This is a genomic window from Trebonia kvetii (assembly GCF_007827045.1).
Taxonomy (GTDB): Bacteria; Actinomycetota; Actinomycetes; order Streptosporangiales; family Streptosporangiaceae; genus Trebonia; species Trebonia kvetii.
Genome location: NZ_RPFW01000005.1, coordinates 408507 through 434705, shown reverse-complemented (window position 1 = coordinate 434705; position 26199 = coordinate 408507). Strand labels below are relative to the sequence as shown.

The 26199-nt window shown below is 69.2% G+C and carries 29 protein-coding genes and 1 pseudogene; 15 read left to right on the top strand and 15 right to left on the bottom strand.

Going from position 1 to position 26199, the window contains the following annotated elements:
- Window position 1: 1 nt before the first annotated feature.
- On the bottom strand, window positions 2-571 hold the full coding sequence (locus tag EAS64_RS27150) for an alpha/beta fold hydrolase (protein WP_145857515.1): 570 nt from the start codon (window positions 569-571) through the stop codon (window positions 2-4).
- An 83-nt stretch (window positions 572-654) separates the two neighbouring features.
- Window positions 655-1950 carry an amidohydrolase family protein gene (locus tag EAS64_RS27145; protein WP_145857513.1) on the bottom strand — a complete coding sequence of 432 codons (1296 nt, stop codon included), beginning with the start codon at window positions 1948-1950 and terminating at the stop codon, window positions 655-657.
- Between the two features lie 262 nt (window positions 1951-2212).
- Between EAS64_RS27145 and EAS64_RS27140 the strand changes: the two genes are divergently transcribed.
- From EAS64_RS27140 to EAS64_RS27110, 7 genes are all read left to right on the top strand, one after another.
- Entirely contained in the window at window positions 2213-2677 is a 465-nt protein-coding gene (locus EAS64_RS27140; RefSeq protein ID WP_145857511.1) for a VOC family protein, read from the top strand.
- A 126-nt stretch (window positions 2678-2803) separates the two neighbouring features.
- Window positions 2804-3499: an SDR family NAD(P)-dependent oxidoreductase gene (locus tag EAS64_RS27135; protein WP_145857509.1), complete on the top strand. Its 696-nt coding sequence runs from the start codon at window positions 2804-2806 to the stop codon at window positions 3497-3499.
- A gap of 169 nt (window positions 3500-3668) precedes the next feature.
- Entirely contained in the window at window positions 3669-4760 is a 1092-nt protein-coding gene (locus EAS64_RS27130) for a Gfo/Idh/MocA family protein (RefSeq protein WP_145857506.1), read from the top strand.
- 91 nt (window positions 4761-4851) lie between these two features.
- Complete coding sequence (locus tag EAS64_RS27125; protein WP_145857504.1) at window positions 4852-5640, top strand: SDR family oxidoreductase; 789 nt, start codon at window positions 4852-4854, stop codon at window positions 5638-5640.
- A 108-nt stretch (window positions 5641-5748) separates the two neighbouring features.
- A complete protein-coding gene (locus EAS64_RS27120; protein WP_187366209.1) occupies window positions 5749-7044 on the top strand; it encodes an amidohydrolase family protein in 1296 nt (431 codons plus the stop codon).
- A 105-nt stretch (window positions 7045-7149) separates the two neighbouring features.
- Window positions 7150-7515, top strand: a complete 366-nt coding sequence (locus tag EAS64_RS27115; RefSeq protein ID WP_145857500.1) for a nuclear transport factor 2 family protein — start codon at window positions 7150-7152, stop codon at window positions 7513-7515.
- On the top strand, window positions 7512-8150 hold the full coding sequence (locus EAS64_RS27110) for a TetR/AcrR family transcriptional regulator (RefSeq protein ID WP_145857498.1): 639 nt from the start codon (window positions 7512-7514) through the stop codon (window positions 8148-8150). Before EAS64_RS27115 ends, EAS64_RS27110 begins: the two co-directional genes overlap by 4 nt.
- 20 nt (window positions 8151-8170) lie before the next feature.
- On the opposite strand, the gene EAS64_RS27105 is transcribed toward EAS64_RS27110, so the two are convergent.
- Window positions 8171-8629 (bottom strand): putative glycolipid-binding domain-containing protein, encoded by a 459-nt coding sequence (locus EAS64_RS27105; protein ID WP_145857496.1) that lies wholly within the window; start codon window positions 8627-8629, stop codon window positions 8171-8173.
- Between the two features lie 99 nt (window positions 8630-8728).
- Here EAS64_RS27105 and EAS64_RS43865 point away from each other — a divergent pair, with 99 nt between their 5' ends.
- On the top strand, window positions 8729-8869 hold the full coding sequence (locus EAS64_RS43865; RefSeq protein WP_187366208.1) for a hypothetical protein: 141 nt from the start codon (window positions 8729-8731) through the stop codon (window positions 8867-8869).
- A gap of 14 nt (window positions 8870-8883) precedes the next feature.
- Here EAS64_RS43865 and EAS64_RS27100 read toward each other — a convergent pair whose 3' ends face one another.
- On the bottom strand, window positions 8884-9804 hold the full coding sequence (locus tag EAS64_RS27100) for a TIGR03619 family F420-dependent LLM class oxidoreductase (protein ID WP_145857494.1): 921 nt from the start codon (window positions 9802-9804) through the stop codon (window positions 8884-8886).
- The gene (locus EAS64_RS27095; protein WP_145857492.1) at window positions 9801-10652 is read right to left on the bottom strand and encodes a sugar phosphate isomerase/epimerase family protein; all 852 of its coding nucleotides are present in this window, start codon (window positions 10650-10652) and stop codon (window positions 9801-9803) included. Before EAS64_RS27095 ends, EAS64_RS27100 begins: the two co-directional genes overlap by 4 nt.
- A 128-nt stretch (window positions 10653-10780) precedes the next feature.
- Between EAS64_RS27095 and EAS64_RS27090 the strand changes: the two genes are divergently transcribed.
- From EAS64_RS27090 to EAS64_RS27080, 3 genes are all read left to right on the top strand, one after another.
- Window positions 10781-11857, top strand: coding sequence for a zinc-binding dehydrogenase (locus tag EAS64_RS27090; RefSeq protein ID WP_145857490.1), 1077 nt, complete (start codon window positions 10781-10783; stop codon window positions 11855-11857).
- Entirely contained in the window at window positions 11854-12360 is a 507-nt protein-coding gene (locus EAS64_RS27085) for a nuclear transport factor 2 family protein (RefSeq protein ID WP_145857488.1), read from the top strand. The genes EAS64_RS27090 and EAS64_RS27085 overlap by 4 nt, the downstream gene beginning before the upstream one ends.
- A gap of 162 nt (window positions 12361-12522) precedes the next feature.
- Window positions 12523-13410 (top strand): NAD(P)-dependent oxidoreductase, encoded by an 888-nt coding sequence (locus EAS64_RS27080; protein WP_145857486.1) that lies wholly within the window; start codon window positions 12523-12525, stop codon window positions 13408-13410.
- Between the two features lie 79 nt (window positions 13411-13489).
- Here the strand turns inward: EAS64_RS27080 and EAS64_RS47610 are convergent.
- The 8 genes and pseudogenes from EAS64_RS47610 to EAS64_RS27040 form a co-directional block, all read right to left on the bottom strand.
- Window positions 13490-13753: pseudogene (locus tag EAS64_RS47610) on the bottom strand (muconolactone Delta-isomerase family protein); the annotation flags it as partial.
- 110 nt (window positions 13754-13863) lie between these two features.
- Entirely contained in the window at window positions 13864-14427 is a 564-nt protein-coding gene (locus EAS64_RS27070; protein WP_145857484.1) for a nuclear transport factor 2 family protein, read from the bottom strand.
- Window positions 14424-15287, bottom strand: a complete 864-nt coding sequence (locus tag EAS64_RS27065) for an SDR family NAD(P)-dependent oxidoreductase (protein ID WP_145857482.1) — start codon at window positions 15285-15287, stop codon at window positions 14424-14426. Before EAS64_RS27065 ends, EAS64_RS27070 begins: the two co-directional genes overlap by 4 nt.
- A complete protein-coding gene (locus EAS64_RS27060; protein ID WP_222849637.1) occupies window positions 15284-16207 on the bottom strand; it encodes an LLM class F420-dependent oxidoreductase in 924 nt (307 codons plus the stop codon). Before EAS64_RS27060 ends, EAS64_RS27065 begins: the two co-directional genes overlap by 4 nt.
- Entirely contained in the window at window positions 16204-17217 is a 1014-nt protein-coding gene (locus EAS64_RS27055; RefSeq protein ID WP_145857480.1) for an LLM class flavin-dependent oxidoreductase, read from the bottom strand. The genes EAS64_RS27060 and EAS64_RS27055 overlap by 4 nt, the downstream gene beginning before the upstream one ends.
- The gene (locus EAS64_RS27050) at window positions 17214-18404 is read right to left on the bottom strand and encodes an acyl-CoA dehydrogenase family protein (RefSeq protein WP_145857478.1); all 1191 of its coding nucleotides are present in this window, start codon (window positions 18402-18404) and stop codon (window positions 17214-17216) included. Before EAS64_RS27050 ends, EAS64_RS27055 begins: the two co-directional genes overlap by 4 nt.
- Window positions 18405-18437: 33 nt before the next feature.
- The gene (locus tag EAS64_RS27045) at window positions 18438-19631 is read right to left on the bottom strand and encodes an acyl-CoA dehydrogenase family protein (protein WP_145857476.1); all 1194 of its coding nucleotides are present in this window, start codon (window positions 19629-19631) and stop codon (window positions 18438-18440) included.
- Between the two features lie 9 nt (window positions 19632-19640).
- On the bottom strand, window positions 19641-20756 hold the full coding sequence (locus tag EAS64_RS27040) for an acyl-CoA dehydrogenase family protein (RefSeq protein ID WP_145857473.1): 1116 nt from the start codon (window positions 20754-20756) through the stop codon (window positions 19641-19643).
- 125 nt (window positions 20757-20881) lie between these two features.
- Between EAS64_RS27040 and EAS64_RS27035 the strand changes: the two genes are divergently transcribed.
- The 4 genes from EAS64_RS27035 to EAS64_RS27020 all read left to right on the top strand — a co-directional run bounded on the left by EAS64_RS27035 (window position 20882) and on the right by EAS64_RS27020 (window position 24143).
- Window positions 20882-21661, top strand: a complete 780-nt coding sequence (locus EAS64_RS27035; protein WP_145857471.1) for an SDR family NAD(P)-dependent oxidoreductase — start codon at window positions 20882-20884, stop codon at window positions 21659-21661.
- 78 nt (window positions 21662-21739) lie between these two features.
- Window positions 21740-22537 (top strand): FadR/GntR family transcriptional regulator, encoded by a 798-nt coding sequence (locus EAS64_RS27030; protein WP_145857469.1) that lies wholly within the window; start codon window positions 21740-21742, stop codon window positions 22535-22537.
- Window positions 22538-22557: 20 nt separating this feature from the next.
- Window positions 22558-23334 carry an enoyl-CoA hydratase gene (locus tag EAS64_RS27025; protein ID WP_145857467.1) on the top strand — a complete coding sequence of 259 codons (777 nt, stop codon included), beginning with the start codon at window positions 22558-22560 and terminating at the stop codon, window positions 23332-23334.
- Window positions 23331-24143, top strand: coding sequence for an enoyl-CoA hydratase-related protein (locus tag EAS64_RS27020; protein WP_145857466.1), 813 nt, complete (start codon window positions 23331-23333; stop codon window positions 24141-24143). Before EAS64_RS27025 ends, EAS64_RS27020 begins: the two co-directional genes overlap by 4 nt.
- A gap of 8 nt (window positions 24144-24151) precedes the next feature.
- Here the strand turns inward: EAS64_RS27020 and EAS64_RS27015 are convergent, their stop codons facing one another.
- Together EAS64_RS27015 and EAS64_RS27010 are read right to left on the bottom strand one after the other, a co-directional pair.
- Window positions 24152-24718: a class I SAM-dependent methyltransferase gene (locus EAS64_RS27015; protein WP_145857464.1), complete on the bottom strand. Its 567-nt coding sequence runs from the start codon at window positions 24716-24718 to the stop codon at window positions 24152-24154.
- Entirely contained in the window at window positions 24715-26178 is a 1464-nt protein-coding gene (locus tag EAS64_RS27010; protein WP_145857462.1) for an aldehyde dehydrogenase family protein, read from the bottom strand. Before EAS64_RS27010 ends, EAS64_RS27015 begins: the two co-directional genes overlap by 4 nt.
- Between the last annotated feature and the right edge of the window lie 21 nt (window positions 26179-26199).

The following is a 26199-nucleotide window of genomic DNA, read 5'->3' as shown; positions in this document are numbered from 1 at the left end:
GCTAGCGGTATCCGGACCTGACGGCCGGCCTGCTCGCCGCATGGGCGACGGCCCAGGTGACCGCCCGGTCCGCCACGTCGTCGGTGGTCGCGGCGAAGAAGTGATCGGCGGACCGCACGGTCTGCTGCTCGCAGGCGACCCACTCGGCGACGAGCGGATCGATCACGTCGGCTCCGAACCACGCATCTCTTTCCGCGATCACGGCCAGCTTCGGCCGTGGATCAGTCGCGACCGGCGGTTGCGCGGGGGGGCGGAGTGGCGACGCCGGCGAGACGAACTGCGGGACGGCCAGTGCCGGTGCGATCAACGCCCAGCCCGCGACGGCCGGGTGGGTGATGGTGGCGGCCACTGCCGCGCCGAACGAGTAGCCGATCAGCAACACGGGACCGTCGCAGGCCTCGATCTGAGCCACAGTATCCGCTTGGGCGACCGACTCCGTGACGGACGAGAAGTCGAACCGGTGCGGCACGACCGGGGTGGCCAGCAAGCGATCGTAGATCGCACTGATGACACGGTTATGCTGCCCCCCGCCATGCGCGAAGTAAGGCGGCAGTAGAACGGCATGAGTCATGGCGGGTCCTGCTCGTATCGAGGGTCGCTGGTGTGATGTGCCAGGCCTGGTGATGTTCCGATCGGTGCGGCCCCGTCGGTCATTCAGACCGGGAGGACTTCGCCGGTCGGTGCGACGGGCGCGAATTTCTTCGACGAGTCGAAGCCCATGATCTTGGCCAGGGTGCCGCCGAGCATCTTGGCGCGCTCGTCTTGCGGAACGTCGAACATCTGCTCGGAGATAACGGCCTGGCTGCCGAGGAAGGTGCCCTCGGCGTGCGGGTAGTCGTTACCCCAGTAGATGGTGTCCACGCCGGTGATGTGCCGGGCCTGCACCGCCATCCGGTCGTCGGCGAACTGGACGCGGATGTTGCGCTTGACGTACTCGCTTGGCTTGAGGTCGTAGGGCCAGCGCTCGTTGATCAGGAACAGCTGGCCGAACAGGTCCTGCTCTTCCCACGGCTTGCCCTCCTGCAGGAACCCCATCCACCACTCCGAGTCCTGTCCGGTCCCGGTGCGCCAGCCCTTATCCATCATGGACATGAAGTGGGCCAGCCAGCCCGCGTTGTACTCGATGGTGTTCCAGAGCAGGTTCGGGTGCCGGTCGCAGGCGCCGGACGCGATCAGTTCGGAGATGATCCTCATCGGCACCGCGCCGCTGGAGTTGCCACCGCCCATCGTCCGCGCGGCCAGCGTCGCGTTGCTCAGCTCTTTGTTCTTACCCATCGCCATCGCGGTCAAGATGCCCTTGACAGCGTCGCCGGTGATCGAGCTCCCGGTCTTGGTGTTCGCACCGCCGGCCGCGAGGTGGAAGAAGATCGGCAGGCCGTTGGCCTCCGCGGCCGCCCACAACGGCTCGTACTCATCCGAGTGGTAGGGCAGCGGCTGCGGGTGCTCGGGCAGGAACAGGCCCCGTAGTCCCAGGTTCACGGCCCGCTCGATCTCCTTGACCGCGTCCCCGATGTCGGTGGTGGGGATCGCCGCCAACGGCCGCATCCGGTCCGAGTACGGCCCGTAGGTCTCGGCCACCCAGTCGTTGTAGACACGAGCGTGAGCCAGGGCCACCTCGTGATCGTCGGTGTAGGTCGCGAACAGCGCGAAGTTCGAGAACAGGACCGTCGCGTCCACGCCGTCGCGGTCCATGTCCCGCAGGATCCCGTCCGGCATCCAGTCCGGCGTCGGGCCGGTGTGCTGCCGGTACCGCGACACCGTCCAGCCCTCATATCCCGGGGCGTGAACGGTGCGGAACACCGTATGGCCGCCCGGTACCAGCGGCTCCTCGAGCTCGAATTCCGTCTGCGTCAGCGCCTTGTCCCGCAGGTTCTTCGGAAGCCGCTCGGTGAACAGATCCATGGGCTCCACCACATGGCTGTCACCCGAGACAACGAACTCTTGTGTCATACCGGCTCCCACCGATCTTCCGTACTTGAGCGGATTGAACCTTCAGTATCAAAGATGACACTGGAGTACCACAAACCTACGCCTCCCGGCGGCGACCGTCAACGCCCAATCGTCACCGGCTCTGCGCTTTACATCGACGGTGGTTACAGGGCGCGCTGACGTGTGTAACCCGCAACCGTTCGGTAGGAAAAGACGGTTCAGCCGAACGGGCGCCGGTACTGTCGGCACCGCGACGATTCAACTGAGGAGTTCAGGTACAGGCATGCTTGAGGGCCAGCATTACCAGAACGCGTACGTCACGAGGAACATCGACGATGCGGTCGCGCGGGTCACCGCCCGCGCGGACGCGCGGAGCGTGGTCCAGTTCGACGCCACGACCGAGGTGCTGACCGCCTTCGGCAGGAGGCCGCACACCATCAAGCTCGCCTTCGCCTGGATCGGTGATCTGCAGTACGAGTTCATCGAGCCGGTGGCGGAGGCCGTCCCGATGTTCGCCCCGATGCTCCCCGACGACGACCTGCCGAGGTTCCATCACAGCTGCGCGCGGGTGCCCGACTGGGAAGACTTCCGCCGCCGGGTGGACGAACAGCCCTATCCGGTCGTGATCGAGGGGGCAGGCGGCAGCGGCCTCAAGTTCCTGTTCCTCGACACCAGGGACCTGCTCGGCCACTACCTCGAGTACACCTGGATGACCGACGCCTCGTGGGAGCGGATGGGCGGCCGGTAACGAGTCACCGCCTGCCCCACAAGTACCCTCACTAGCAACAGGCCAGGCGGATCTCAGCCTTGCTGTGGCTCTCCCGGCCGCCTTCGCGAGCCGCCCTAAGGCGGTCGACGAGAAAGGAACGGCACCATGCCTAACGAGCGAGAAGGCGACCACGGCCCTGTCGATGGCCGCCATCTGCTGCTGGTCGGCGCGGGACCTGGCCTTGGCATGGCCGTGGCACGCCGCTTCGCCGCGGGCGGCTACCGGGTAACCGTGGTAGCGCGCAGCCCCGACGGCCTCCGCGACCTCGCGAGCACCCTGGCCGATACCGGTGCCACGATCAACACCGTGGCGGCCGATGCCGGCGATTCCGATGGCCTGGGCGCCCGGATGAGGGAGCTCTATCTCGCAGGCGGCGCACCGGGCGTCGTGGTCTATAACGCCGTCATGGGAGCCCCGGACCGGCTGCTTGACTCAAGTGCCGCCCACCTGCAGGCGGCGTACGCGGTCGACGTCATCGGCGCCATCGTCGTCGCACAGGCGGCCGTCCCGGCCATGCGGGCCGCTGGCTTCGGGACGATCCTCGTCACCGGGGGCGGGTTCGCCGACTACCCGGTCTCGGCTTTCGCGACCGTGTCCCTCGGCAAGGCGGCGCTCCGGTCGGCCGCGACAATGCTCGGCGCCGACCTTGCACCGGACGGCATCCGGGTGGCCACACTGACGATCGCAGGGCAGATAGCCGCGGGTACCTCGTTTGACCCGGAGCGCATCGCCGAACGCTACTGGGAGATCGTCCACGCGGACAGTCCGTGGCAGGCAGAATTCCGCTTCACCGGCGAGTAGTCGCCTTTCATGCATGTCGCATGATGAATGACCTGGCGTGACGCCCACGACGACCACCAGCTCCGCGAAACTCCGGCAGAGCCGATATGGACCTTGCCCTGCCTGAAATGGAAGACTGATTCTCAAATCAGGCTCGCCCCGGTCAAGGGTGGCGACGTGGGGAGAGCGCATGGGTGAGAGATCGGCACGTAGCGCGGTGGTCCTCGGCACCGGTGTCGGCTGCCAGACGCACGTGCCCGCCCTGCGGGCAGCCGGCTTCGACGTCGCCGGGCTGGTGGGCCGCGATGCCGCCAGGACGGCGCGGCGCGCGGCGCGCGTCGGCGTACCCAGTGCCTTCACGTCGCTGACCGAGGCGCTGACCCGCACGGACGCCTATGCGGTGGTGGTGGCGACGCCGCCGAACACCCACGCGGAACTCGTGCTCGAGGCCGTCGCCGCCGGAAAGCACGTGGTGTGCGAGAAACCGTTCGCGCGGGACAAGAACGAGGCACTCGCGATGCTGGCCGCGGCCGACGAGGCGGGTGTCGTGCACCTGGTCGGCACCGAGTACCGGTGGGGGGCCACTCAGGGTGTGGCCACCCGCGCGATCGCCGAGGGCGTGGTGGGAACTCCGCGGCTTGCGACGTTCCTCCTTTTCGGAGGGTTCCTCGCCGACCCGGATGCCGGCGTACCTGACTGGTGGGGCGCGGCCGACCAGGGCGGCGGATGGCTGCAAGCCCACGCACCGCACCTGATCGACCAGGTGCGGAGCAGTCTCGGCGAGTTCGCGGCGGTCAGCGCGGGATTGCCGCGCGTGGTGGAGCACACGTGGGCGGCGGAGGACAGTTTCTCGGTCCGCTTCCGGCTGACGAACGGTGTCGAGGGCGTGATGCACGAGTCCGCCAGTGACTGGGGCCCGCCGATGTTCATGACCCGGATAGGCGGCACGTCGGGAACGCTGTGGATCGAAGGCGGCGCGGTGCACGTGGCCGACGCCGCGGGGACCAGGAAGCTCCCGGTGCCCGATGACCTGGCGGCGCTCCCGTCTGAACGGCCACCGGCGGACCTGCTGGTGAGCGCCTACGACCGGATGCGGTCCGGCGCCGGGGAGATCCCGCCGTTCACCCGGCTGTACAGGACGTTCGGCGACCTGATCGACGGCAAGCCTGTCCCGGCCGACCCCCGGCCGGCAACCTTCGCCGACGGAGTCGCCGCCATGGCGGTGATCGACGCCATCCGGCAGTCGGCGGCCACCGGGGGCACGTGGGTCGCCGTCGACTGACAACTCGTCCGAGGGTGCATCAGCGGGGCTCCCGCCTGAAGAGATGAAATGATAACGTGTCCTCCGTTTTACTTTTCCGAAGGAGAACGTCATGGGCGACCTCGACAACAAGACGATTATCGTCGCGGGAGCCGGCCCTGGCCTGGGCAGGGAAACGGCGCTGGCCAGCTTCCGGCAAGGAGCGAACGTCGTCCTCGCTGCCCGCACCGCCGCGCGGCTCGACGCGATCGCCCAGGAGGTCGACGCCACCGGGCAGCGGGTCGCCAGGGTCGTCGCCGATATCACGGATGAGGACGGCTGCCACTCCATACTCACGACAACCTTGGACCGGTTCGGCGCCGTTGACGGCATCGTGAACGTCGCGGTGAAGAGTTCCGGCGGCGGCGGGCTGCAATCGGCCGGCGACTTCTCCACCTGGCGGGAAACCTTCGAGGTCAACGTCTTCGGAACAATGCGGCTCATCCAGTTCGCGCTTGACGAGCTCAAGAAGTCCAAGGGCGCCGTGGTGATGGTCAGTGCCCAGACCTACCACGCTCCGCCGCCCGCCCATATTCAGATCGAATACGCCTCATCGAAGTCGGCGCTGACCGGGGCGATGCGCCACCTGGCGGCCGAGGTCGGGCCCGACGGGATCCGGGTCAACGAGGTCACGCCGGGCTGGATGCTCGGCCCCCCAGTCGAGAGCTACGTGGAGAGAACCGCCCGGGAGCGCGGCGTCGACGCCGGCACCGTGCTCGCCGAGCTGACCGCCCGCATGCCGCTGCGCCGGATGGCATCGGACGGGGATGTGGCCGAGGCCATCGCCTTCCTGCTGTCGGACCGGGCTCGCGGTATCACCGGCCAAACCCTGATGGTCAACGCCGGCGAGGTCATGCACTGAGCAAGCGGCACGTGCTCTTGACACCCCGAAATGGGCGAGCCTAATTTGAGAATCGGTCTTCCATTTTGGAGGCAGGGTCGATCGCGGACCGCACAGCGAGGAGTCAGCATGTCTCTCAGTCAGGCAGCGCCTGTCATCATCGTGTCGGCTGATTCGCATGTAGGCCCGCGGCTCCGCGAGGACCTGCGCGCTTACTGCCCGGCCCGCCGCCTGGACGATTACGACGCGCTGATCGCGCAGACCGGCCCGATCGTCAACGGCCAGGCGCTCCTCGGGCACCCGAACGCGGGCCCCGGGCACTACGACCCGGCTGCCCGCCTGGCGGACATGGACAGCGACGGCGTGGCCGCCGAGGTCATCTACCACGGCAGCCAGAACGGTGAGCCTCTGCCGTGGGGCGGCAGCGCCAAGTTCGGGATCGGCACCTTCGACGCCTTCGACAGCTCCCTGCTTGAGCTGTCTGAGCTCGGGTGCGATATCTACGACCGGTGGCTGGCCGATTTCTGCTCGGCGGACCCGAAGCGGCTCCTTGGGCTGTTCCACATCCCGGCGTGGGACATCGGCAAGAGCGTCGAGGTGGTCAGGCGGGCCGGGGCGGCCGGGCTGACGGGAGTCAACTTCCCGGTTTGCGGCCGGGCCGGGATACGACCCTACAACGACCCGGCCTGGGACCCGTTCTGGGCGGCCTGCGTCGAGAACGGGATCACGCTGCACACGCACGGCAACGGCGCGCCGATCTTCGATGCGGCGACCGGCCCGGGCGCCGAGGAAATCACCATCACCGACGTCGGGGGTTGGACCTCGCGCCGCGCCGCCCACTACCTGATCTATGGGCAGGTGTTCGACCGGTTCCCAGGCCTGACGCTGGTGATCACGGAGATCGAAGAGCAGTGGTACCAGAGCACGCAGTGGGCCCTCGACTCCCAGTACCGGCGCTTCGGCCACACGCCGCTCAAGAAGGGCCTGCCGAGCGCCTACTTCCCGACGAACATCTACATGGGCGCCAGCTTCATGTCCCCCGCGCAGGCGGTGGAGGCGTCCAGGGACGGCTACGCAGGCAACGTCATCTGGGGCCGCGACTACCCGCACATGGAAGGCGCCCACCAGGCCGGCGACTTCGCCGAGCCGGTCCATCTGGTCGCACTGCGCAACGTCATGTCCCGGGTCCCGCAGCACGACGCGGTCAACATGGCGGGCCTGAACGGCGTGCGCGCCATGGGACTTGACGGCGACTACCTGGCAAGCGTCGCCGCCCGGATCGGCGCACCCACCGCGGAGCGGCTCACTACCCCGGTCGAGTCCTTCCCCGAGGTCCTTCCCCTGTGCATGGCCTTCGCGGGCCAGTCCGGCCCGCGGCCCCTCGACAAGGAGGAAATGGAGAGGTTCAAGCTCGCGCCCCGATAGACGACGCAGTTCCGCACATGGTAGGGGGTTATTTCCATTACTGATTATCCAGGGCGAATCCCGGACGTGCAGGAGCTAGGCCTGCGAGCCGCCGCGGAACGCCTGGTGAGCGAGTATTTCGCCCGGCTCGACCGCGCGGACGTAGAAGGCGTGCTCGAGTTGTACGCCGATAATGCCGTCCTCCAGGACGCCAAGGGCAAGGCTGCGATCCGGCAGATCATCCTGAGCACTTCAGCGGCCGTGGCCGGCAAGAACTCGCCCCATATTCCGACGAACATCAGGGCCGCGTCGATCGACGACGGCGTGGCCGTTGACTATACGGTGGTCGCGTACCTGCAGGAGGGGCCTGGCCCGTATCCGGCAATCGCCATCCTCAACCAGCGGCAGATCCTGAAGCGGTCGGCCGCAGATGGCATGCTGCGGATCGTGGAGCACCGAGTTCAGGGTTTCGACCCAGAGCGGCAGGAATGACCGGCGTCGCCAAGCCGATCAGAAAGGACGTCGCGCGAAACCGGGGCCTCCTTATGCGGTCGGCCGAGGAGTTGTTCGCCGAGCGGGGCACCGAAGTAACTCTGGAAGAGATCGCGCGCCACGCCGGCGTGGGGGTAGCGACGGCCTACCGCCACTTCGAGAGCAAGTCAGCAATTGTGGAGGCGATGTTCGAGAGCCGGATCGGAAAGTTCCTGGCCGTCCTCCACGAATGCGAGTCGATCGCCGATCCGCGAGAAGCGTTCGAGACCTATCTCTACCGCATCTGCGAACTGCAGGCCACGGACCGCGGTATGCGTCAGGCGATTTCAGCGAACCACGGGATAGACAAGGTCGCCGAGTTCCGAGATCGGGGAAGGCCGCTAGTCCAGCGGCTATTCGATCGAGCCAAACAGGCCGGCGCATTTCGCCCTGAGTGCGAACTAAGCGACATTGTCGTCGCATTCTGGATGATCAGCAAGGTCAGCGACTCAACGGACCGGAGTTCTCCCGAGCAATGGCGCCGTCAGCTGACCTTCCTGCTCGATGGACTGCGGGCTGAGGCAATGCCTCGCCAAACGCCAGCCACGCCGCCGCTGTCGATGGAGCAGATCGAGACAATAATGGCGACCATTTGATCGGTTTTGATCAGCACGCCTCACCCGACCCGTTCGAGATAGTCCTGGTAGAGAGTGACGAATCCTTCTGCATCGAAGCTGATGTCGGCCTGGTAGCCGCTGGAGTGGTAGCGCACCACCCGGTTCCCGAGCGGCTCGTATCGCTGCCATGCTGGCTGCGCGGTCAGTTCCGGGACGCGCACGAATCGCATGGTGTACTCGCGGGCCGGCGCGCCTTCCTCGAGGAGCATGTCGCGGGCGACGGGCAGGGAGTTGAAGAACGCCGAATGCTGCAGGTCGAAGAAGTCCGCGTCGCCCAGCTCAACCCGGACACTTGGGCCGTCGTCCATCGTGAGCTCCAGCACCGCTCCGTCTAGCTTCCAGCGCAACTCGTAGGCAATGCCGATCTGCGTGCCGTGGGCACGATCGAGGCTTTCGACGCGCACGATCTCCAGCCTTGGCGCGTCGAGCCCGCGCCAGAGGAGGGTCCGTATTGCCATGATCACTCCGTAGGGCCGTCCGGCCGGCAGTCGTTGCTCTCGGCGGCCGGCTGCCTGAACTTGGCAGCCTACTGGAACCACCTCAATGAAGGATCGTTGGTGCGCGCAAGCCGGCTCGGCCAGGGACCCGACCTGAGCTTCGCTGAGCAGTCCTTCGGTGCTACCGCCCGCGGAGCGGCGAGGTATGCCGGGCACACTGAGATCGTCGCGCTGATCGACGGATGGATCGCGTCTTCCTGACGCTATGGCGTTCGTCAGGACACCCTGGGCATGACCTCCTCGGCGAGCCAGTGCAGCCGCTCCAGGTACCGCTGATAGCTCGCGAGCCTGGGCAGCGGCGGGGTCACCTCGGTCACCCCGAGATCCCTGACCCAGCAGAGCTGGTCGACAAGCTGCTGCGCGTTCCACGTATCGAAGTCGTGGTCATCGGGCTTGCTGCGGTGCGATTCGCCGAGCCTCAGGTTGGCGAGGTTGTAGAAGACCCCGATCTCCTGGCCCCGGTAGCCCGGGTGCGACTGGATCCGTTCTATGCCCTCGGCGATCTTCTCCGGCGGCGTCAGGCGCGGTGACCAGCCGACGCCCCACCTGGCGACGCGTGCGAAGGTCTGCGCCACGTCGCCCGCGAACCACAGCGGTACCCCGCCGTGCTGCAGGGGCTTCGGCTCGGACGCGATCTCCCGAAATCCCACGAACTCACCGTCGTAGCTGGCAAGGCCGGGTGACCATATCTCCCGCATCGCCGCGATGTGCTCATCAAGGCGGCGGCCCCTGGTGCGGAAGTCGACCCCGAGAATCTCGAACTCTTCGGGCAGCCAGCCCACCCCGACCATCAGGTCGGCACGTCCGCCGCTTAGCCAGTCGAGCACGGCCCACTGCTTGGCAGCCGCGATGGGGTGCTTGAGGGCAACGATGCTGACGTTCGACGCCAGCCGGATCCGCGAGGTGTGGCCGGCCAGGTAGGCCAGGGCGGTCGGCGCGTCCACATGGTGCGCGCCGGACAGTTCGACGTGGTGCCTCGGCATGAGAAAGTGCTCGCCGACGGTCAGCCGGCTGAAGCCCAGCCGGTCCGCTAGGGCCGCGACCTCGCCGATCTGCGCGCCGCCGACCTCCTCCTGCCAGGGTTGCCGCAGGGCGGTCACCTTGTTGTTGTTGGGGATCGTCAGGCTGATCTTCACCGGGCCTGCCCAGGGTTAGCCCGCTTCGCCCTGACCTCGGCGAGCACGCCGCGCGCGCCCTCGACGGCCAGGCCAGCACATTCCCGTGCCGACATGCCCTGGGCGGCACGGGTCCGCATCGGGGCCTCCACGCCGAGCGGCAGCCACTCGGGCAACGCCAGCAGGATTTCGACCAGCGGCAGCTCACCCTCGCCGGGAACGGCGCGGTCGCTTGAGTCGTCCCGGTACACCTCGTTTTGCTGCTCAAGCGCGGCGTCGCATAGCTGCACGTACCCGAACAGGGACGCGTCGAGAGCCGCCAGGTCAGCGGCCGTCGAGCCGGACCGCACAACATGCATGGTGTCGATCAGCAGCCGGAAATCGTCGCGCCCCACGTGCCGGGCCGCCGCCACGGCGGTGTCCAGGTCGGTCAGCGTGAGGGACTTCGCGAACTCCAGCGTGGTCTGCATGCCGCGGCCGGCCGCGGCCTCGGCGAACGCCGCGAACTGATCGAAGCTGCGGGCCAGGTCCGCGTCGAGTGTGACCACGTTGGCTCTCGTCGCCCCGAGTTCGCGCATCACGTCCAGGCTGGCCAGGTCGTCTGTCAGGTTCCGCCCTGGCAGCACGACGAATCCTTCCGCCAGCGAGATGGAGACGTCACGGTCCTTCAGCGCGGCGGCCATCCGCCGCCGGGCGCCCTCATCGTCGACGAATGAGAAGTCGTCGTACCCGTACGGGTTGTAGGGGTTGTACGACCCGGTGCTCGCCTTCATCGAGATGGCGCGGCAGCCCAGATCGGCCGCCAGGTGCACGAACTCAACCGGCGGGCAGCCCAGCACCGTCTGGTACTCGATTCCCACGTCATCCATGGATTGCCCCTTCTCGCGATTCCGCTCGTGGCCGACGCGAGCAGCCCGCCCGCCTCCACCTATAAATAGTAATCTCATCGATCTATAGTGATTTATCGCACTGATCAGCCCAACCCCGAGGAGAGCACATGCGCGCTGCGGTTCTGCGGCAGGGCCGGGTTGAGACGCGGGCGGTTCCTGACCCGGTTCCCGGTCCGGGTCAGGTACTCGTTCGCACGCTCGCCACTGCGATCTGTGCCTCGGATCTGCACTACATGGATCACCCCGAGGCGGGAGCGGACGACGATAGCGGCTGGTCGACCTATGACCAGGATGTGGACATCGTCATGGGTCACGAGTACTGCGCCGAGGTGGTGGATTACGGGCCGGGCAGCCGGCGCCCGCTGGCTGCCGGGACGCGGGTGAGTTCGCGGCCGGTGATGTTCGGCGGCGGCGGCATGAAGATCATCGGGCAGAACCCCGAGACGCCTGGCGGGTTCGGTGAGTTCTTCCTGCTGGACGAGACGCTGCTCAAGCCGGTCCGGTCTGACCTGCCGAGCGAGACGGTATGCGTGTCCGACGCGGTCGCCGTGGGCTGGTCGGCGGCCAAACGGGCCCAGGTCAGGCCGAACGACGTGCCACTGGTGATCGGCTGCGGAGCGATCGCGCTATCGGTTATCGCGACGCTGAAGCGGCTTGGCGCGGGACCCATTCTGGCCGCCGACTTTGTCCCGTCCCGGCGGGCGCTGGCCCTCGCGATGGGGGCCGACGTGGTCATCGATCCCGGGGAGGTCTCGCCTTTCCAGGCCTGGCGGGACGTGACCGCCGACTCGCATGAGGCCACGAAGAACATGATGGCGGCGGCTGGATCGTCGGCGTGCGTGGTGATCGAGTGCGTCGGGGTACCCGGCGTTCTCGAATCGATTATCCGCGGGTGCGAGCGCGGCACGCGCATCATGTCGCTCGGCGGGGCGCCGGAGGGCGATCACCTGAGCACGCTGACCGCGAAGCGGAAGGGGCTGAACATTCAGTTCGGCGGTGGCCCGCTGCCAGAACACTGGAACGAGGCGTTCGAGGCCGTCTGTTCCGGCAGCCTCGACGTATCTCCGCTGCTCGGCCGGACGGTCGGCCTGGAGGAGGTGGCTGAGGCACTCGACGCCGCGCGCGACGCGAACGGCCCGGCCCGCATCGTCGTGGTCCCCGACGCGGAGAGGGCCAGCCAGTGAGCGAGATCGACGAGTTGCGCGCGACCGTGGACCAGCTGGTGGGCCGGGTTCGGGCGCTTGAGGACCAAGTCGAGATCATGCAGTTGGTCGCCCAGTACGGCCCGTCGGTCGACAGCGGCCGGGGCGAGGCAACCGCGGCGCTGTGGACGGAGGATGGCTCCTTCGATGCCGTTCCGTTCTACGAGATGCGAGGCCGTGACGACATCGCGGCGATGGTCCACGGCCCCGGGCATCAGCGGCTGATCACCAACGGCTGCGGTCACGTGCTGACCGTGCCGCACATTGTCGTGGACGGCGACGAGGCGACCGGGCGCAGCTACGCCCTCAACATCCGGTGGGATGCCGAGGCGGACCGCTTCTGGGTGGCCCGGGTCTCGGCCAACACCTGGCGATGGGTCCGGACGCCCCAGGGCTGGCGGATCGCCGACCGGGTCAACGCCGCGCTCGACGGCACGGCCGAGCACCGAGAGATGCTCGCGCCCCCGGCCGGCACGATGGCCTGACTATGGATGGCGGTACTGGCGCGCCGGGCACTCTCCATGGCAAGACGGCACTGGTGACCGGCGGCGGCCGGTGCGGGCCGGATGCCGGGTTCATCACCGGAACCACCATGCCGGTTGACGGCGGCCGCAGCTACCTCAGATGACCTGACCCAGGAGAACGTTATGCGTATCGGGGTTATCGGCGCTGGCCGCATGGGCCGCCCGATCGTTGACCGGCTCCGAGCGGCCGGGCATGAGCCTGTCGTCCTGACCCGGCGGCCGGCGGCCCGGGCTGCTGCCGAAGCGTCCGGTTTGCGGTGCGCCGGCACCATGAAGGAAACGGTGCGGGATGCGGACGTGGTCATTACCGTCGTCTTCGATGACACGCAGCTGCGGGCGGCGGTCCTCGGCGAGGACGGCGTGCTCGCCGCCATGCCCGCCGGCGGTGTCCTGGTCCAGCACACGACCTGCGACCCGGCGACGATGACGCTGCTCGCCGAGGTGGGGGCGCGGCAGGGGATCGCGGTGCTCGACGCCGCACTGTCCGGCAACCCGCGCGACATCGCCGACGGCCGGCTCACCCTGTGGGTGGGCGGTGACGAGACAGCTCTCGCGCGTGTCCGTCCGCTGCTTGACAGCTACGCCTCTCCCGTCCTGTTCGTTGGCCACGTCGGCGACGGACAGCGGATCAAGCTGGTCAACAACGCGCTGTTCGTCGCGCAGGTCGGCCTGGCGGTTGACGCGGTCCGGCTCGCCGGCTCGCTCGGGATCACCGAGGAGCAGATCCTGGCCGCCGTCCAGCAGGGAAGCGGTGGCAGCCGCGCGCTCAGCGCGGTGGCCTGGATAGGGGCGAGTGCGGTGGGAACGCGCCTCGCCGAACTCATGTCCAAGGATGTCGACGTCGTCCGCGCGGCCGCCCGGCGCGCGGGAGCCGATCTTGGCCTGATCGGCGACGTCCTGTCCTCCGACGTCGTAGTGGCGCAGGTGCTGGCTGGCGGCACCCCGCCCGACAGGGCATCCGCGGGAAACAGCAAGGCCGCTCCTGCCCCGATGAAGGAGACGCCCGGGTGAAAGATCTCAGTCGAGGCGCGATACCTGGTAGTGGGCGATCCGCCAGCCGTCGGCGTCCTTGCGGAGGGTCGCTGGGGTGCGCCGTCAGTGGCGTTACCGTGTCGTGCCGCCAGACGCGCAGCGGCATCGACGACAGCACGCTCTCCAGTTCGGCCGCGTCCGCGGCCTGGAACAGGCCCCAGGTACGCCACTCGCCGGCGCCAAGCGGCGGACGAAACAGCCGTAGCAGGTGACCTTGCGCGGCCAGTTCCCGAGATCGTGCCGCCTCCCGGGTCCGGATCGCGTCGACCTCCGTGTCCCTGGTGCCATCCGGCGTCGAGTGGCATCTCAGCAAGGTGTACACCAAACTTGGCGTCGGATCGCGCCGGGAGCTGCGGCAGGCATTGGCCGGCCTCGGGCGGGCAGACCCGCATCCCTAGCGCGCCGCCCACGGTCCTTACTTGGTTGTCGCAGTCATCGTCCGTCCCACAGGAGAGTCGGTGAGTCAAGCCGCAGCGGGCGTGCGTACGACAGGTCCCCGGTGTCCCACGCGCCCTTGGGGAAGGTCTCGCAGATCTCGTTCTGCGGCCACGTCGCGTCGCCCTCGGCTTCCACCTCGATGGTGGTGCGTCGGACCAGGATCCGCCACTCCCCGTCGCGCCGCTCCAGCCGGTCGAGGTAGCGGCCGCTGACGAACCTGGCCCGGCCGGGTATGGGCCTGGGCAGCATGGCCCCGATCACGTAGGTCTCGCAGTGCGCCGTGTCGCCGTCGATCTCGCACGTGTGATTGGTGATGTTGTGCATGTGCAGGAAGTAGCCGGCCGAGTGAACCGTGTTCGCCCAGTCCCCGTATTCGGGCCCCGGCGTGACGAACTGGCCGTGCTCATCGACGCCATCGTCCCAGAAGCAGCTGTTCATCAGCTCGGCGTCGTGGCGATCGTGGCCGCGGGCCTGGCGCATGATGACGTCGAGGATCGCCTGGCGGTCCTTCAGGTACTGCACGTCCTGCAGCAGCTGCTGCAGCTGGTCGTCGGTCATCGTCCGGCCTTTCCCTGGTAGTTGACTGGCTCGACGGACATCAGCTCGCGCATCGACGGCGGCCGCCGCCCGCCGGCGTCGGTGATCCCGTACTGCTGCGCCACTTCCGCGCCGATCAGCGTGCGTCCGCTGACCGCCAGCACGTCGGGGTCCGCGGCCAGCGCGGCGATGACGTGCCCGGTGAACTCCGGCGTCTCCGCGATGCCCGCGAGGTAGGCGAACTCGGGACCGCTGTCGATGATCTGCCGCAGCCGCTCGGTCAGCACGGCGCCCATCCAGATCGACACCGCCGCTACGCCGAATGGCCGGAAGTCGACGGCCATGTCGGCGGCGAACTTGTCCAGGCTTGCCTTGTGCGCGCCGTAGGCCGCTCCGTACTGGTAGCGCACGGCGCCGGGCGCCGAGGTGAACACCACAAGGCCGCGGCCCGTCTCGACAAGCAGCGGCGCCGCGTAGTAGCTGGCGACGAGGCTGCTGCGCAGTCCGACGTCGAGCAGGTCGGTGCTCGCGGCCAGGGGCTTATCCCAGAACGGTACGGAACGTTGGAGTTCTTCGCGGATCAGCGCCGCGTTGTTGACGAGAATGTCGAGGCGGCCTTCATCCGCGGCGACCCGCTGGAACAGTGCCGCGGTCTCCCCGTCGTCACGATGGTCGACGGGCACCGCCACGCCGTTGCCGCCTGCCGCGCTGACAGCCGCGGCGGTGTCGTGGATGGTGCCGCCCCACTGCGACTCGCCTTCGCGCTGCGTCCGGCCCGTCACGTACACCGTGTAGCCGTGGGAGCCGAGCGCGATGGCGATGCCGCGGCCGGCGCCGCGGCTGGCGCCAGTGACCACGGCCACCCCGGTCTTCGTCGTCACGCGGCCGCCCACCCCTTCAGGAAGGTCTGCGCGTACTGGTGCAGCGCCTCGACCGTGTGGTCGGCGCTGTCGCCAGGCGGCCGCAGCACGAACGAGTCCACTCCGGCGTCGGCGAGCTGGCCGAGGTGATCCCTGTGCTCCTCGGCCGAACCCGGCCGCTGCATGAAGCCGGCCTGCGGCGTGTGGACCTGGATGGTCAGCGGGGCGTCGGTCCCCTTGACCGCCGCCGCCGCGTCGCGTACCTGCTTGACCTGGGCGGCCAGCTCGGCGACGGTGGCGATGCCCGGCGTGCGCGAGGTGCGCGCCACCTCGGGGCTCACCATCAGCGGGCTCCAGCCCTGGTTGCGGGCGGCGCGCGCCCTGGCGCGGGCGCTGTTGCCGCCGATCAGCACCGGCGGGCCGCCGGGCTGCACCGGGGCGGGCAGGGAAGCCACGCCGCGGGCGGTGAAGTGCTTGCCCTGGTAGGCGAACGGGACCTCGCTCCATGCGCCGCGCAGCACCTCGAGCGACTCGTCGAAGAGCTCGTTGCGTGCGGTCATGTCGACGTTGAGTGCGAGAAACTCGGAGCGCAGGTAGCCCGTGCCCGCGACCACCGTGAGGCGTCCGCCGGACAGCACGTCCACCGTGCTCAGCGCCTTGGCTGTCAGGAAAGGGTTGTGGTACGGCAGCACGAGCAGGTAGGTCATCAGCCGCAGCCGGCTGGTGACGGCAGCACAGAAAGCCAGGGCGGAAGTCTGGTCGAGCGACTCGTGACCGCCGGCGCTGAGCCACTTGTGCGACGGTGCCGGGTGCTCGCTGAACGAGATCGCGTCATACCCGCACTCCTCGGCCGCCCTGGCAACCCTGGTCATGCCCGCCGCGGTGACCAGCGCCGGGTCGTAGCCGACATTGACGATCGGGTAGTCGACGGTGAACTTCACGGTGTTCCCTCCAGCAGCGCCAGGCTGGCGAGCGCGTAGCGCTGGCCGCGGCGCTCGCTCACCATGAAAGACGGGGGGGCCAGGTAGGCGACGTCACGGGGCAGCGAGTCGCCGCGGCGGGCGAGCGCGGCGCGGCCGTCGGCGGTGGTGCCGCACACGGCGATCGCCTCAAGCATGTCGTCGGTGACCGCCCGGGCCATGGCGGTGGTGTCGCGGGCGGCGAACGCCTCGCGGATAGCGGCGGTCTGGGCGGTCCAGCCGTGGTGCTCGACGTAGGGGTCGTAGGTCTTCACGGTCAGGTAGAAGGCGATCATCCGGCGGGCGTCCATGACGGCGCGCTCCGGGTCGTCATCGTCGATGGCGGTGATCACCCAGCCGTGCTCTCGCGGTGCCGCCTCGTGCTCGGCCTGGGCGGCGCCCTTCGCCACAGCGGGCCGGACCACGTCCTCCCACCAGGACCTGGTGAACAGGCCATGGGCGATGACCCCGTTGGCTGCCCGGCCGGCGGCCGACGCCATCAGCTTGTTGAACGCGCCGAGCAGGATCGGCGCGTCGATGCGGCCGAGCACCGGCGCGCCGACCACGGCGTCGACGCGATAGAACTCCCCGTCGTAGCTGACCCGCTGCCCGTTCTCCGCGTGCAGCCAGGCGCGGACGGCGCCGACCAGGTCGGCCATGCGCGCGACCGGCCGGCTGGCGTCCACGCCGAACCAGTCGCGGTTGATCTTGAACGCCCCCGACCCAAGGCCGAGGAAGACCCGCCCCGGTGCGTGCCGCCAGGCGCCGCGGATGCCGGCCGCGTGTGCGTACGGGGTGCGGGCGAACGCGTAGGCGATACCCGGACCCACCAGGGCCCGCTCCGTGTGCAGTGCCATCTCCGCCAGCGTCGAGTACGCCTCGTGGTCGACGAACTCGCCGCTGCAGAACGCGGCGACGCCGGCCGCCTCGGCGCCGCGGGCCACCTCCGCTCCGCGCCAGGGCAGGCCGTACCGCCGGCCCTCGGCGGTCATCGCTTGTCCCGTGGCAGGCCGAGGGCGCGTTCTGCGACCACCGTCTTGAGCACCTCGTTGGCGCCGCCAGCGATCGTGTAGGCCCGGGCATACAGGTACGCGTCCTGCCACCAGCCGTCCGCGTAGGCCCGCTCGTCGCCTTCGACCGCCATGCCGCCGACTCCCTGCATGGCGACGCCGAACTCCGTCATGGCCAGGTTGACCTCGCTGAAGAAGATCTTGGTGAGCGGGCCGTCGGCGGCGTCTTCCGTGCCGTTGGCGATCCTGGACTGCACGGACTTGCTCATCACGTCGGTGACGTGCGCGAGGGCGGCGAGCCTGCCGATCCGCTGACGGGTGGCGCCGTCCGCGATGGCCGGCTGCCCGGCCGCGGTGGTGGTGCGGCGCGCGAGCTCCACCAATTCGTCGAGCTGAGCGTAGAGCTCCACCGCACGGGCACCCACGCCGCTGCGCTCGTGGCCGAGGCTGGCGTTGGCGACCCGCCAGCCGTCGTCCACCTGCCCGATCACCTGGCTGGCCGGGATGCGCACGTTGTCGAGGAAGACCTCGTTGAAGTCGCTGGTTCCGGTGATCTCGCGCAACGGGCGGACGTCGACGCCCGGCGTCCGCATGTCGAGGGCGAAGGCGGTGATGCCGGCCTGCTTGGCGACGTCGGGGTTGGTGCGCGCGAGCAGGTAGCCGAGATCGGCGTAGTGGCCGTTGGTGGTCCACACCTTCTGGCCGGTAACGACGAAATCGTCGCCGTCACGCACCGCCCGGGTCTTCAGGCTGGCGAGGTCGCTGCCCGCGCCCGGCTCGCTGAAGAGCTGGCACCACAGGTCCTCGCCGGAGCGAATCCCCGGCAGGTAGCGCTGGCGCTGCTGTTCGCTGCCAAAGGCCAGGATGGCTCCCGCCGCGAGCGCGCCGGCGCCGATCTCGCCCCAGGTCCTCGCGCGGGCGATCTCCTCGGCGACGATGAACGCGTGCTCGATGGTGGCGCCGGGACGGCCGCCGTACTCCGCCGGCCATGTCTGGCCGAGGTACCCCGCGGCGTACAGGCGGGCGACCCAGGCACGCAGCACGGGAACCTGTTCCGGGTCGGGCGCCCGCACTCCGACGTGCTTGCGCGGTCCCGGCCCGTGCCGCGCGATGAAGTCCCGGACCTCGGCCCGGTACTCCTCGAGTTCTTGGCTGTAGTCAAGCCGCATGGGTTCTCCTGTGGGTGGGTCGGCAAGCGGCGTTCAGCGGGGCGGCATGCCGGGGTCGTGCGGCAGCCCGAGCAGCTGCTCGGCGACCGTGTTCAGCTGGATCTCCCTGGTCCCCGCGCCGATGGTGGAGGCGCGCGTGCGCAGGAAGCCGGTCAGCCAGCGGGAGCGCTGCACCGCCTGCGGCTCGGACTTCCCGAGAAGCCCGGCCGGGCCGAGCAGGTCAACGGCGAACTCGTGGATGTCCTGCTCAAACGCGGTGATCAGCAGCCGCGAGACCGACGACGTCGCGCCGGCGTCACCGCGGGCGAGAATACCGCCGATCGTCCGCTCTGCGTTGTAGCGAATGATCCTGACCCCGATCTCCAGGTCGGTGAAGCGGTCGCGTACCAGCGGATCCGACAGCTGGCCGCGTTCGCGGGCGAGCTCTTCGAGTTCGGTCAGCACCCGGCGGTACATGGCCGCCTGGTTCAGCGCACCGGCCGCCCGCTCGTGGCCGAGGCTGGTCCTGGCCAGCCGCCAGCCGTCGTTCTCCGCACCGATCCGGTTCGCGACGGGGACCCGCACGTCGTCGAAGAACACCTCGGCGAACAGGTGTCCACCGGTCAGGTCCCGCAGCGGCCGCACCTGCACTCCTGGCGCGTGCGCGTCGATGACGAGATAGGTGATGCCCTTCTGCCTGCTCTCCCTGGTTCCCGTGCGGACCAGGGAGAAGAAGATGTCGGCGTCGCCCGCGTGCGACGTCCACACCTTCTGTCCGTTGACGATGTACTCGTCGCCGTCATGGCGGGCGGTCGTGCGCAGGCTCGGCAGGTCAGAGCCGGCTTCCGGTTCCGAGTAGCCCTGCGCCCAGATCACGTCGCCCCTGAGCATCGGAGCAAGCCACCGTTCCTTCTGCTCCTGGGTGCCGTACTTGATGATGGTGGGCGCGGCGATGTTGAGGCCGGTGCCAAGCGGTCCCGGCACCCGGGCGCGTGCGACTTCCTCGTGGTAGGTCAGCTGATGCGCGAACGACAGATCCATGCCGCCGAACTCGCGCGGCCAGCTCGGGCCGGCGAATCCGGCGTCGAACAGGGTCGCCAGCCATGCCTTGGTCCAGGCCAGGCGCTCGCGCGGGTCTTTCGGCGGCCGCCCCGGGTGATGGGCGGCGAAGAAGTCCCGCAGCCGGGCGCGGAAAGCATCGTCGTCGGGCACCGCCGCGGAGACGGCTGCCTCGCGTTCCAGGGTCATCGCCGTCCCTCAGATTCCGGCCAGCTCGGCCAGCCGCGCCCGCTGCCTGGCGGGCTGCCCGAACAGCAGCTCAGACGACTTCGCCCGGCGCAGGTACAGGTGGGCATCGTGCTCCCAGGTGTAGCCGATGCCGCCGTGGATCTGGATGCATTCCTTGGCGGCACGGGTGAAGGCCCCCGAGCAGTAGGTGTAGGCGAGCACGGCGGCGAGCCGCCCGTCCGGCTGCGCGCCGGCGAGCGCCTCGCGGGCGTGGTACACCGCCGACCTGCCGCACTCCACCTCGAGCAGCATGTTCGCGCACTTGTGCTTGATGGCCTGGAAGGAGCCGATCGGCCGGCCAAACTGCTCACGGACCTTGGCGTACTCGACCGACATGTCCAGGCAGCGAGCGGCGCCGCCGAGCTGCTCGGCGGCCAGCGCGGCGAGAATCAGGTCCCGTACCTCCGATAGCCACGCCGCCGTGTCCCGGCCGGCGCCGACCCGGACGGCTCGCGCCCCGTGCAGGCTAACCGCCCCGAGGGGACGCGTGAGGTCGAGTGAGTCAAGCCGCACCCGTTCGGTACCTGCTGTATCGCCTTCGATCGCGAAGACGCCGGGCCCGTCGGGTGCGTGCGCGACGACAAGTAGCAGATCGGCGGTGTGGCCGTCGATGACGAAGAGCTTGGTCCCGGTGACGGCCCAGCCGTCGCCGGCCGGCTCCGCGGTCGCGGCGACCTCGGCCAGGTCCCACGATCCGGACTCCTCCGCGACCGCAAGGGTGGCGGTGAGCGAACCGTCGGCGATGCCGGACAGCCAGCGTGCCATCGCGTCCTCATCGCCCGAGGCAGCGAGGGCCTGGCCGGCCAGGGCGACGGTGGCGAAGTACGGTGCCACCACGAGGGCGCCGCCCATCTCCTCGAGCACGATCCCGAGCTCGACCGGGCCGTAACCGGCGCCGCCGTACTTTTCTGGCACGGCGATCCCCGTCAGCCCAAGCTGTCCGGCGAGCAGCGCCCACACAAGTTCGTCGCGGCTCTCCCCCGCCTCCATCAGGCGGCGTACCTCGCTGCTCGGCGACCTTTCGCCGAGGAACTCGCGGACGACGTGGCGCAGCTCGTCGTGTTCCGTGCTGTCGCCGGCGCTCATCGATTGCCCCTCGCGTGGTCTCTCACAGCAGGTTAGTATAGTGCAATTAGCTAACTATGACAGCTCTCGTACGGGAGCAATCGCCGGGTCCGGCCTCGGTTGACCCTCGGTTTGAAAGGCGAACGATGGACATCAAGGGAGCAGTGGCGCTCATCGCCGGCGGCGGCGGAGGTTTCGGCGCCGCTACCGCCCGCCGGCTGCACGCGGCCGGCGCCCGGGTCGTGGTCAGCGACCTCGACGAGGCCAAGGGAAAGGCCGTGGCGGACGACCTGGGCGACGGTGCCGTGTTCGTGCGGACCGACGTGACCGACGAAGACAGCGTGCGGCAGGCCATCGACGCGGCCGCGCAGCTCGGCCCGCTGCGGATCACCGTCGTGGCCCACGGCGGCGGCGGCGGGCCGCGGACGCTCGACAAGGAGAGCCGCCCCGCCCCGCAGGTGTCGTTCACCAAGGTGCTCGACATCTTCCTCGCGGCCACCTACAACATCGACCGGCTGGCCGCCGCCGCCATCGCCGCCACCGAGCCGCTCGAGCACGGCGAGCGCGGCGTCATCATCAACACCGCGTCGATCGCCGCCTACGACGGCACCATCGGCCAGGCCGCCTACGCCGCGGCCAAGGGCGGCATCGTCTCGATGACGCTGCCCCTCGCCCGTGACCTCGCACCGCTCGGGATCCGGGTGGTGACGATCGCGCCTGGCACTTTCCTCACGCCCGCCTTCGGCGACGCCGAACCGGAACAACTCGACGCCTACTGGGGCGCCGCTGTCCCCTTTCCCAAGCGGATGGGCCGGGCGGAGGAATACGCTCAGCTGGCGCAGCAGATCGCGGAGAACGTGTACCTCAACGGCGAGACGATCCGCCTGGACGGTGCCCTGCGCTTCACTCCCAAGGGAGCCAAATAGCAATGCGGCCGGCGACGTGCGCGCGTAATTAATTGGATGGGTTCGCTCTTTAAGTTATGTGACAGATAGGATTAAGGCGTGACTACGGTAAGCAGCTCAACCGCCCAGATCGGTACGGTCGTCCGCGCGCCCAAGACGGGTGAGCTGATCGCCACCCACCTGCGGCGCCAGATCGTCCGCGGTGAACTGCGCCCCGGCGAGACCCTCCCCGCCGAGAGCCAGCTCATGGAGCAGTTCGGCGTGTCACGCCCGACCCTGCGCGAGGCGTTCCGCATCCTGGAGGCTGAGACGCTCATCAGCGTGCGGCGCGGCAGCCGCGGCGGCGCCCGGGTCGTCTCTCCCGACGCCTCCGTCGCCGCGCGCTACGTCGGACTGCTGCTGCAGATGCAGGGTGCCACCATTAACGACGTCTACGAGGCCCGGATGATCTCCGAGCCCCCGTGCGCCAGGCTGCTCGCACTGCACCGCACCGACGAGGACATCGAGAAGCTCACCCAGGTGGTGGAGGCGCTCAAGGCCGAGATTGCCGTCAGGAAGCCGTTCATCCCCGACCCGTACATCTGGGCCAGCCTCACCTACCGCTTCCACGAGCTGATCCTGGAGGGCTGCGGCAACAAGACCATGGCCATCCAGGGAGCCGTGCTGCAGGACATCGTCGCCACTCACCTGCGCACCAAGATCGCGCAGCGCGACGACAATGACACCGACGAGCGCTTCCAGCGGGCCATCCGGTCCTACGAGAAGCTCATCAGCCTGGTCAAGGCGGGGAACGCGGCCGGGGCGGAGAAGCACTGGCGCTCGCACATGGAGGGCGCCGCTCTGTACCTGCTCAAGGATGACCTGAAGACCAAGCCGGTCGTCGACCTGTTCGCCTGACGGCTTTTCGCGGCCCGTTCATGAGCCGGCCGGTGATCGTCGAGGATGCCGCGGGCGTGCGCGTGCTGACGCTGAACCGGCCGGAGGCGCGCAACGCTCTCGACGGCGCGCTGATCAGTGCGCTGTACCAGGCCCTGGTCGAGGCCGATGCGGAGCCCAGTGTCCGCGCTGTGGTGCTGACGGGCGCCGACCCGGCGTTCTGCGCCGGGATCGACCTCAAGGAGGCGGCCCGCGACGGCGAGGCGTACTTCGACAAGCACCGGGCGCAGCCGTGCATCCCCCAGGTCGCCCGCATGGCGACGCCGGTCATCGGTGCGATCAACGGCGCGACGTTCACCGGCGGGCTTGAGCTCGCGCTCGGGTGCGATTTCCTCATCGCCTCCGAGCGCGCGGTGTTCGCCGATACGCACGCGCGGGTGGGCATCCTGCCCGGCGGCGGGCTGACCGCCCGGCTGCCGCCGCTTGTCGGTTCCGGGTGGGCCCGGCGGATGTCCTACGCCAGCGAGGTGATCGACGCCGACCGCGCCCTGCGCATCGGACTCGTCACCGAGGTGGTGGCGCACGACCGCCTGCTTGACCGGGCCGCCGAGCTTGCCGCCATGGTCGCCGAGGTCCCCGCGGAGACAATGCGCGCGCTGAAAGGCGTCTACGTCAGCGGGGCCGCGGGCACCATCGACGCGGCGCTCGCGGCCGAGCGGGCCGCGTCGGCTGAGCAGCGACCAGACCTGGCGCACCTCGAGCAGCGGCGGGCGGCGGTAACGGAACGCAACCGTCGCCAGGTACGGTCGGGTCCATGACCTCAGGTAACGATCCACTGCTGACGCCTGCGGCCGTTTCCGGTGATGACGGCCCGGCCAGCCCGTGCGTCCATTACGAGCGGCGCGGTCACATCCTGCTGATCCGCATGGAACGCGAGGCGAAGCGCAACGCGATCGACAAGGCGATGACGCACGGCATCGACGAGGCGCTCAACCTGCTCGACGACGATGACGACCTGTGGGCCGGCGTCATCACCGGCACCACGACGGTGTTCTCGGCCGGCACCGACCTGAAGGACGGCAGCGGACGCACCGAGCGCGGCGGCGAGTACGGCATGATCAGGCGCCGCCGCGACAAGCCGCTGATCGCCGCGGTTGAGGGCCCGGCGTTCGGCGGCGGCTTCGAGATCGCGCTCGCCTGCGACCTCGTGGTCGCCGCGCGCACCGCGCGCTTCGCGCTTCCGGAAAGCAGGCGCGGAGTCGTCGCATCCTCCGGGGCTCTGTTCCGCGCGATGCGCGCCCTGCCGCTCAACGTGGCCAGGGACCTGCTGATCACCGGGGCAGTGCTTGAGGCGGAGCGCGCCTACCAGATCGGCTTCGTCAACCGGGTCACCGATCCCGGCCAGGCGCTGACGGCGGCGCTCGAGCTGGCCGCCGACATCTGCGACTCCTCCCCCGTTTCGGTTTCCGCGAGCCTCACCGCGCTCGCCGCGCAGCACGAGGCGGACGACGCCGCGGGCTGGGCCGCAACCGCCGAGGCGGTCGAGCGGGTCAGGGCCAGCGACGACCTCAGGGAAGGTGTCACCGCCTTCTTCGAGAAGCGCGCGCCCCGCTGGACAGGTCACTGACGGAGCGGCTACGCGGGTTTGCGCGCGTGAAAGCGGAAGTCCAATTCGCCATGTTCCACGGCGATCCCGGTGAATCCGATAGCGCCGAGCCACCGCGGCAGCTCATCGGGGTCAACCGGCACGAACTGGTCTCCGGCGTGCGCGCGGCGGGTCCGCTCGTTGTCATAGCCCTCCGACCCGACCAGGATTCCGCCGGGACGCAGCACCCGCAGCAACTCGGCGAAGATCTGGTCCTGGACGGCGGCCGTCTCGGTGTGGTGGAGGACGGCGAAGCAGGCGGCGGCGGAGAACCGGTCCGCCGCCAGTCCCGTTCGCTCCGCACTGGCGTTGATGACCTCAACGTTGCTGCCCGCGAGGCGGCGGGCGAGCTGCGCCGCCAGGCTAGCGTCGACCTCCACCGCCGTGATCCGGGTCGTCAGCGTGAGCAGCAGATCGGTGGTCAGGCCCGGCCCCGGGCCGATCTCAAGCACGTCGTCGCCAAGCTCGCCCACCGATTCCAGCCAGGGCAGCACATGCGTTCGCAGTACCTCGGCCCAGCGCGGGCTGGCCAGCATCCGCAGGTGGTCCTCGTTCACTGGGGCTCGATGATCGAGACGGTCTTATAGCGCAGGAACTCGTCGATGCCGGCCCGGCCGCCTTCCTTGCCGTATCCGCTGATGCCCAGCCCGCCGAACGGGGTGTGCGGAAGGTTCTGCCGGGCGCCGTTGACGTAGACCCCGCCCGCCTTGAGCCGCTCCGCCAGCCGGTGGACCCGGGTCAGGTTGGCCGACTGGATATTCGCACCGAGACCGTAGGGGGTGCTGTTGGCCAAGTCGACCGCCTCCTGCTCGGTAGTGAACGGGAACACGAGCAGCACTGGGCCGAAGATCTCCGTCTGCGCGATCTCGTGGTCGGGATCGGCGTCGACGATGACCGTGGGCTCGACGAAGTTCTTGCCCGCGAGGTCACCGCCGGGCCGCCCGCCGCCGAGCACTATCCGCCCGGCGTTGTCCCGCCTGGCCCGGTCCAGCATGCCGCAGACGCGTTCGACCGCGGCCGCATTGATCAGCGGCCCCACCTTGACCTCGGGGTCGAACGGGTCGCCGACCTTGTAGGACGCGGCCGTCACGGTGACCAGCTCGACCATCTCGTCGTAGATGTCGGCGTGCACGATGAGGCGGGTCGGCACCACACAGCCCTGCCCGGCCAGCACCCCGATGCTGTCCCTGACCGCGCGCTCGGCGACCTCCCGCAGGGCGCCGGCGTCGGGGAACACGATGCTGCCGGTCTTGCCGCCTAGCTCGAGCACGGCGGGCTTGAGCTGCTCGGCGCACACCTTCGCGATCTGCTTGGCCGCGGCCGGCCCGCCGGTGAAGCTGACCTTTTCCACCTTCGGGTTGCGGACCAGAGCCGTGCCCGCCTCCGGGCCGCCCGCCAGGATGCTGCACACGCCGGCCGGGACGCCGGCCTCGCGCAGCAGCCGCCCGTAGAGATCAGGCGCGAACGGGGTGAACTCCGACGGCTTGGTCACCACGCAGTTGCCCGCGGCCAGGGCGGGGATGACCTTCATGCCCAGCGACACCACCGGGCCGTTCCAGGTGACGATCGCGCCGATCACCCCGTACGGCTCCGGTGCGGTGTAGGAGAAGTAGCCGCGGGTGTCGAGGGTTGAGATGAGTTCCCCCGACAGCTTGTCGCACCAGCCCGCGTAGTAGCGGGTCCAGTTGACCGAGTTGTCGATGATCCGATGCCCGAAGTGGGTCGGTGTGCCGCCGTCGAGTGCCTGCAGGGCGGCGAACTCGTCCCGGTGCTCGTCGAGCAGGGCGGCGAACCGCATCAGCACGTCACGGCGCCGCTCTGGTGCCCACCGGCGCCACGACTCGGCCTGCGCGGCGGCGAGTTCGACAGCCTCGTCCACCTCGGCCGCGCCGGCCAGCGGTATCTCGGCCTGCAGTTCGCCGGTGTAGGGGTTGAGGTGCTGGTGGATCCCGCCGGAGCCGGAATCGAGGACCTTGTCGCCGTAGCGGAGGCGGACCTGGGGCGCGGTGACGGTCATGGTGTCCTTTGCAGGTCAGTG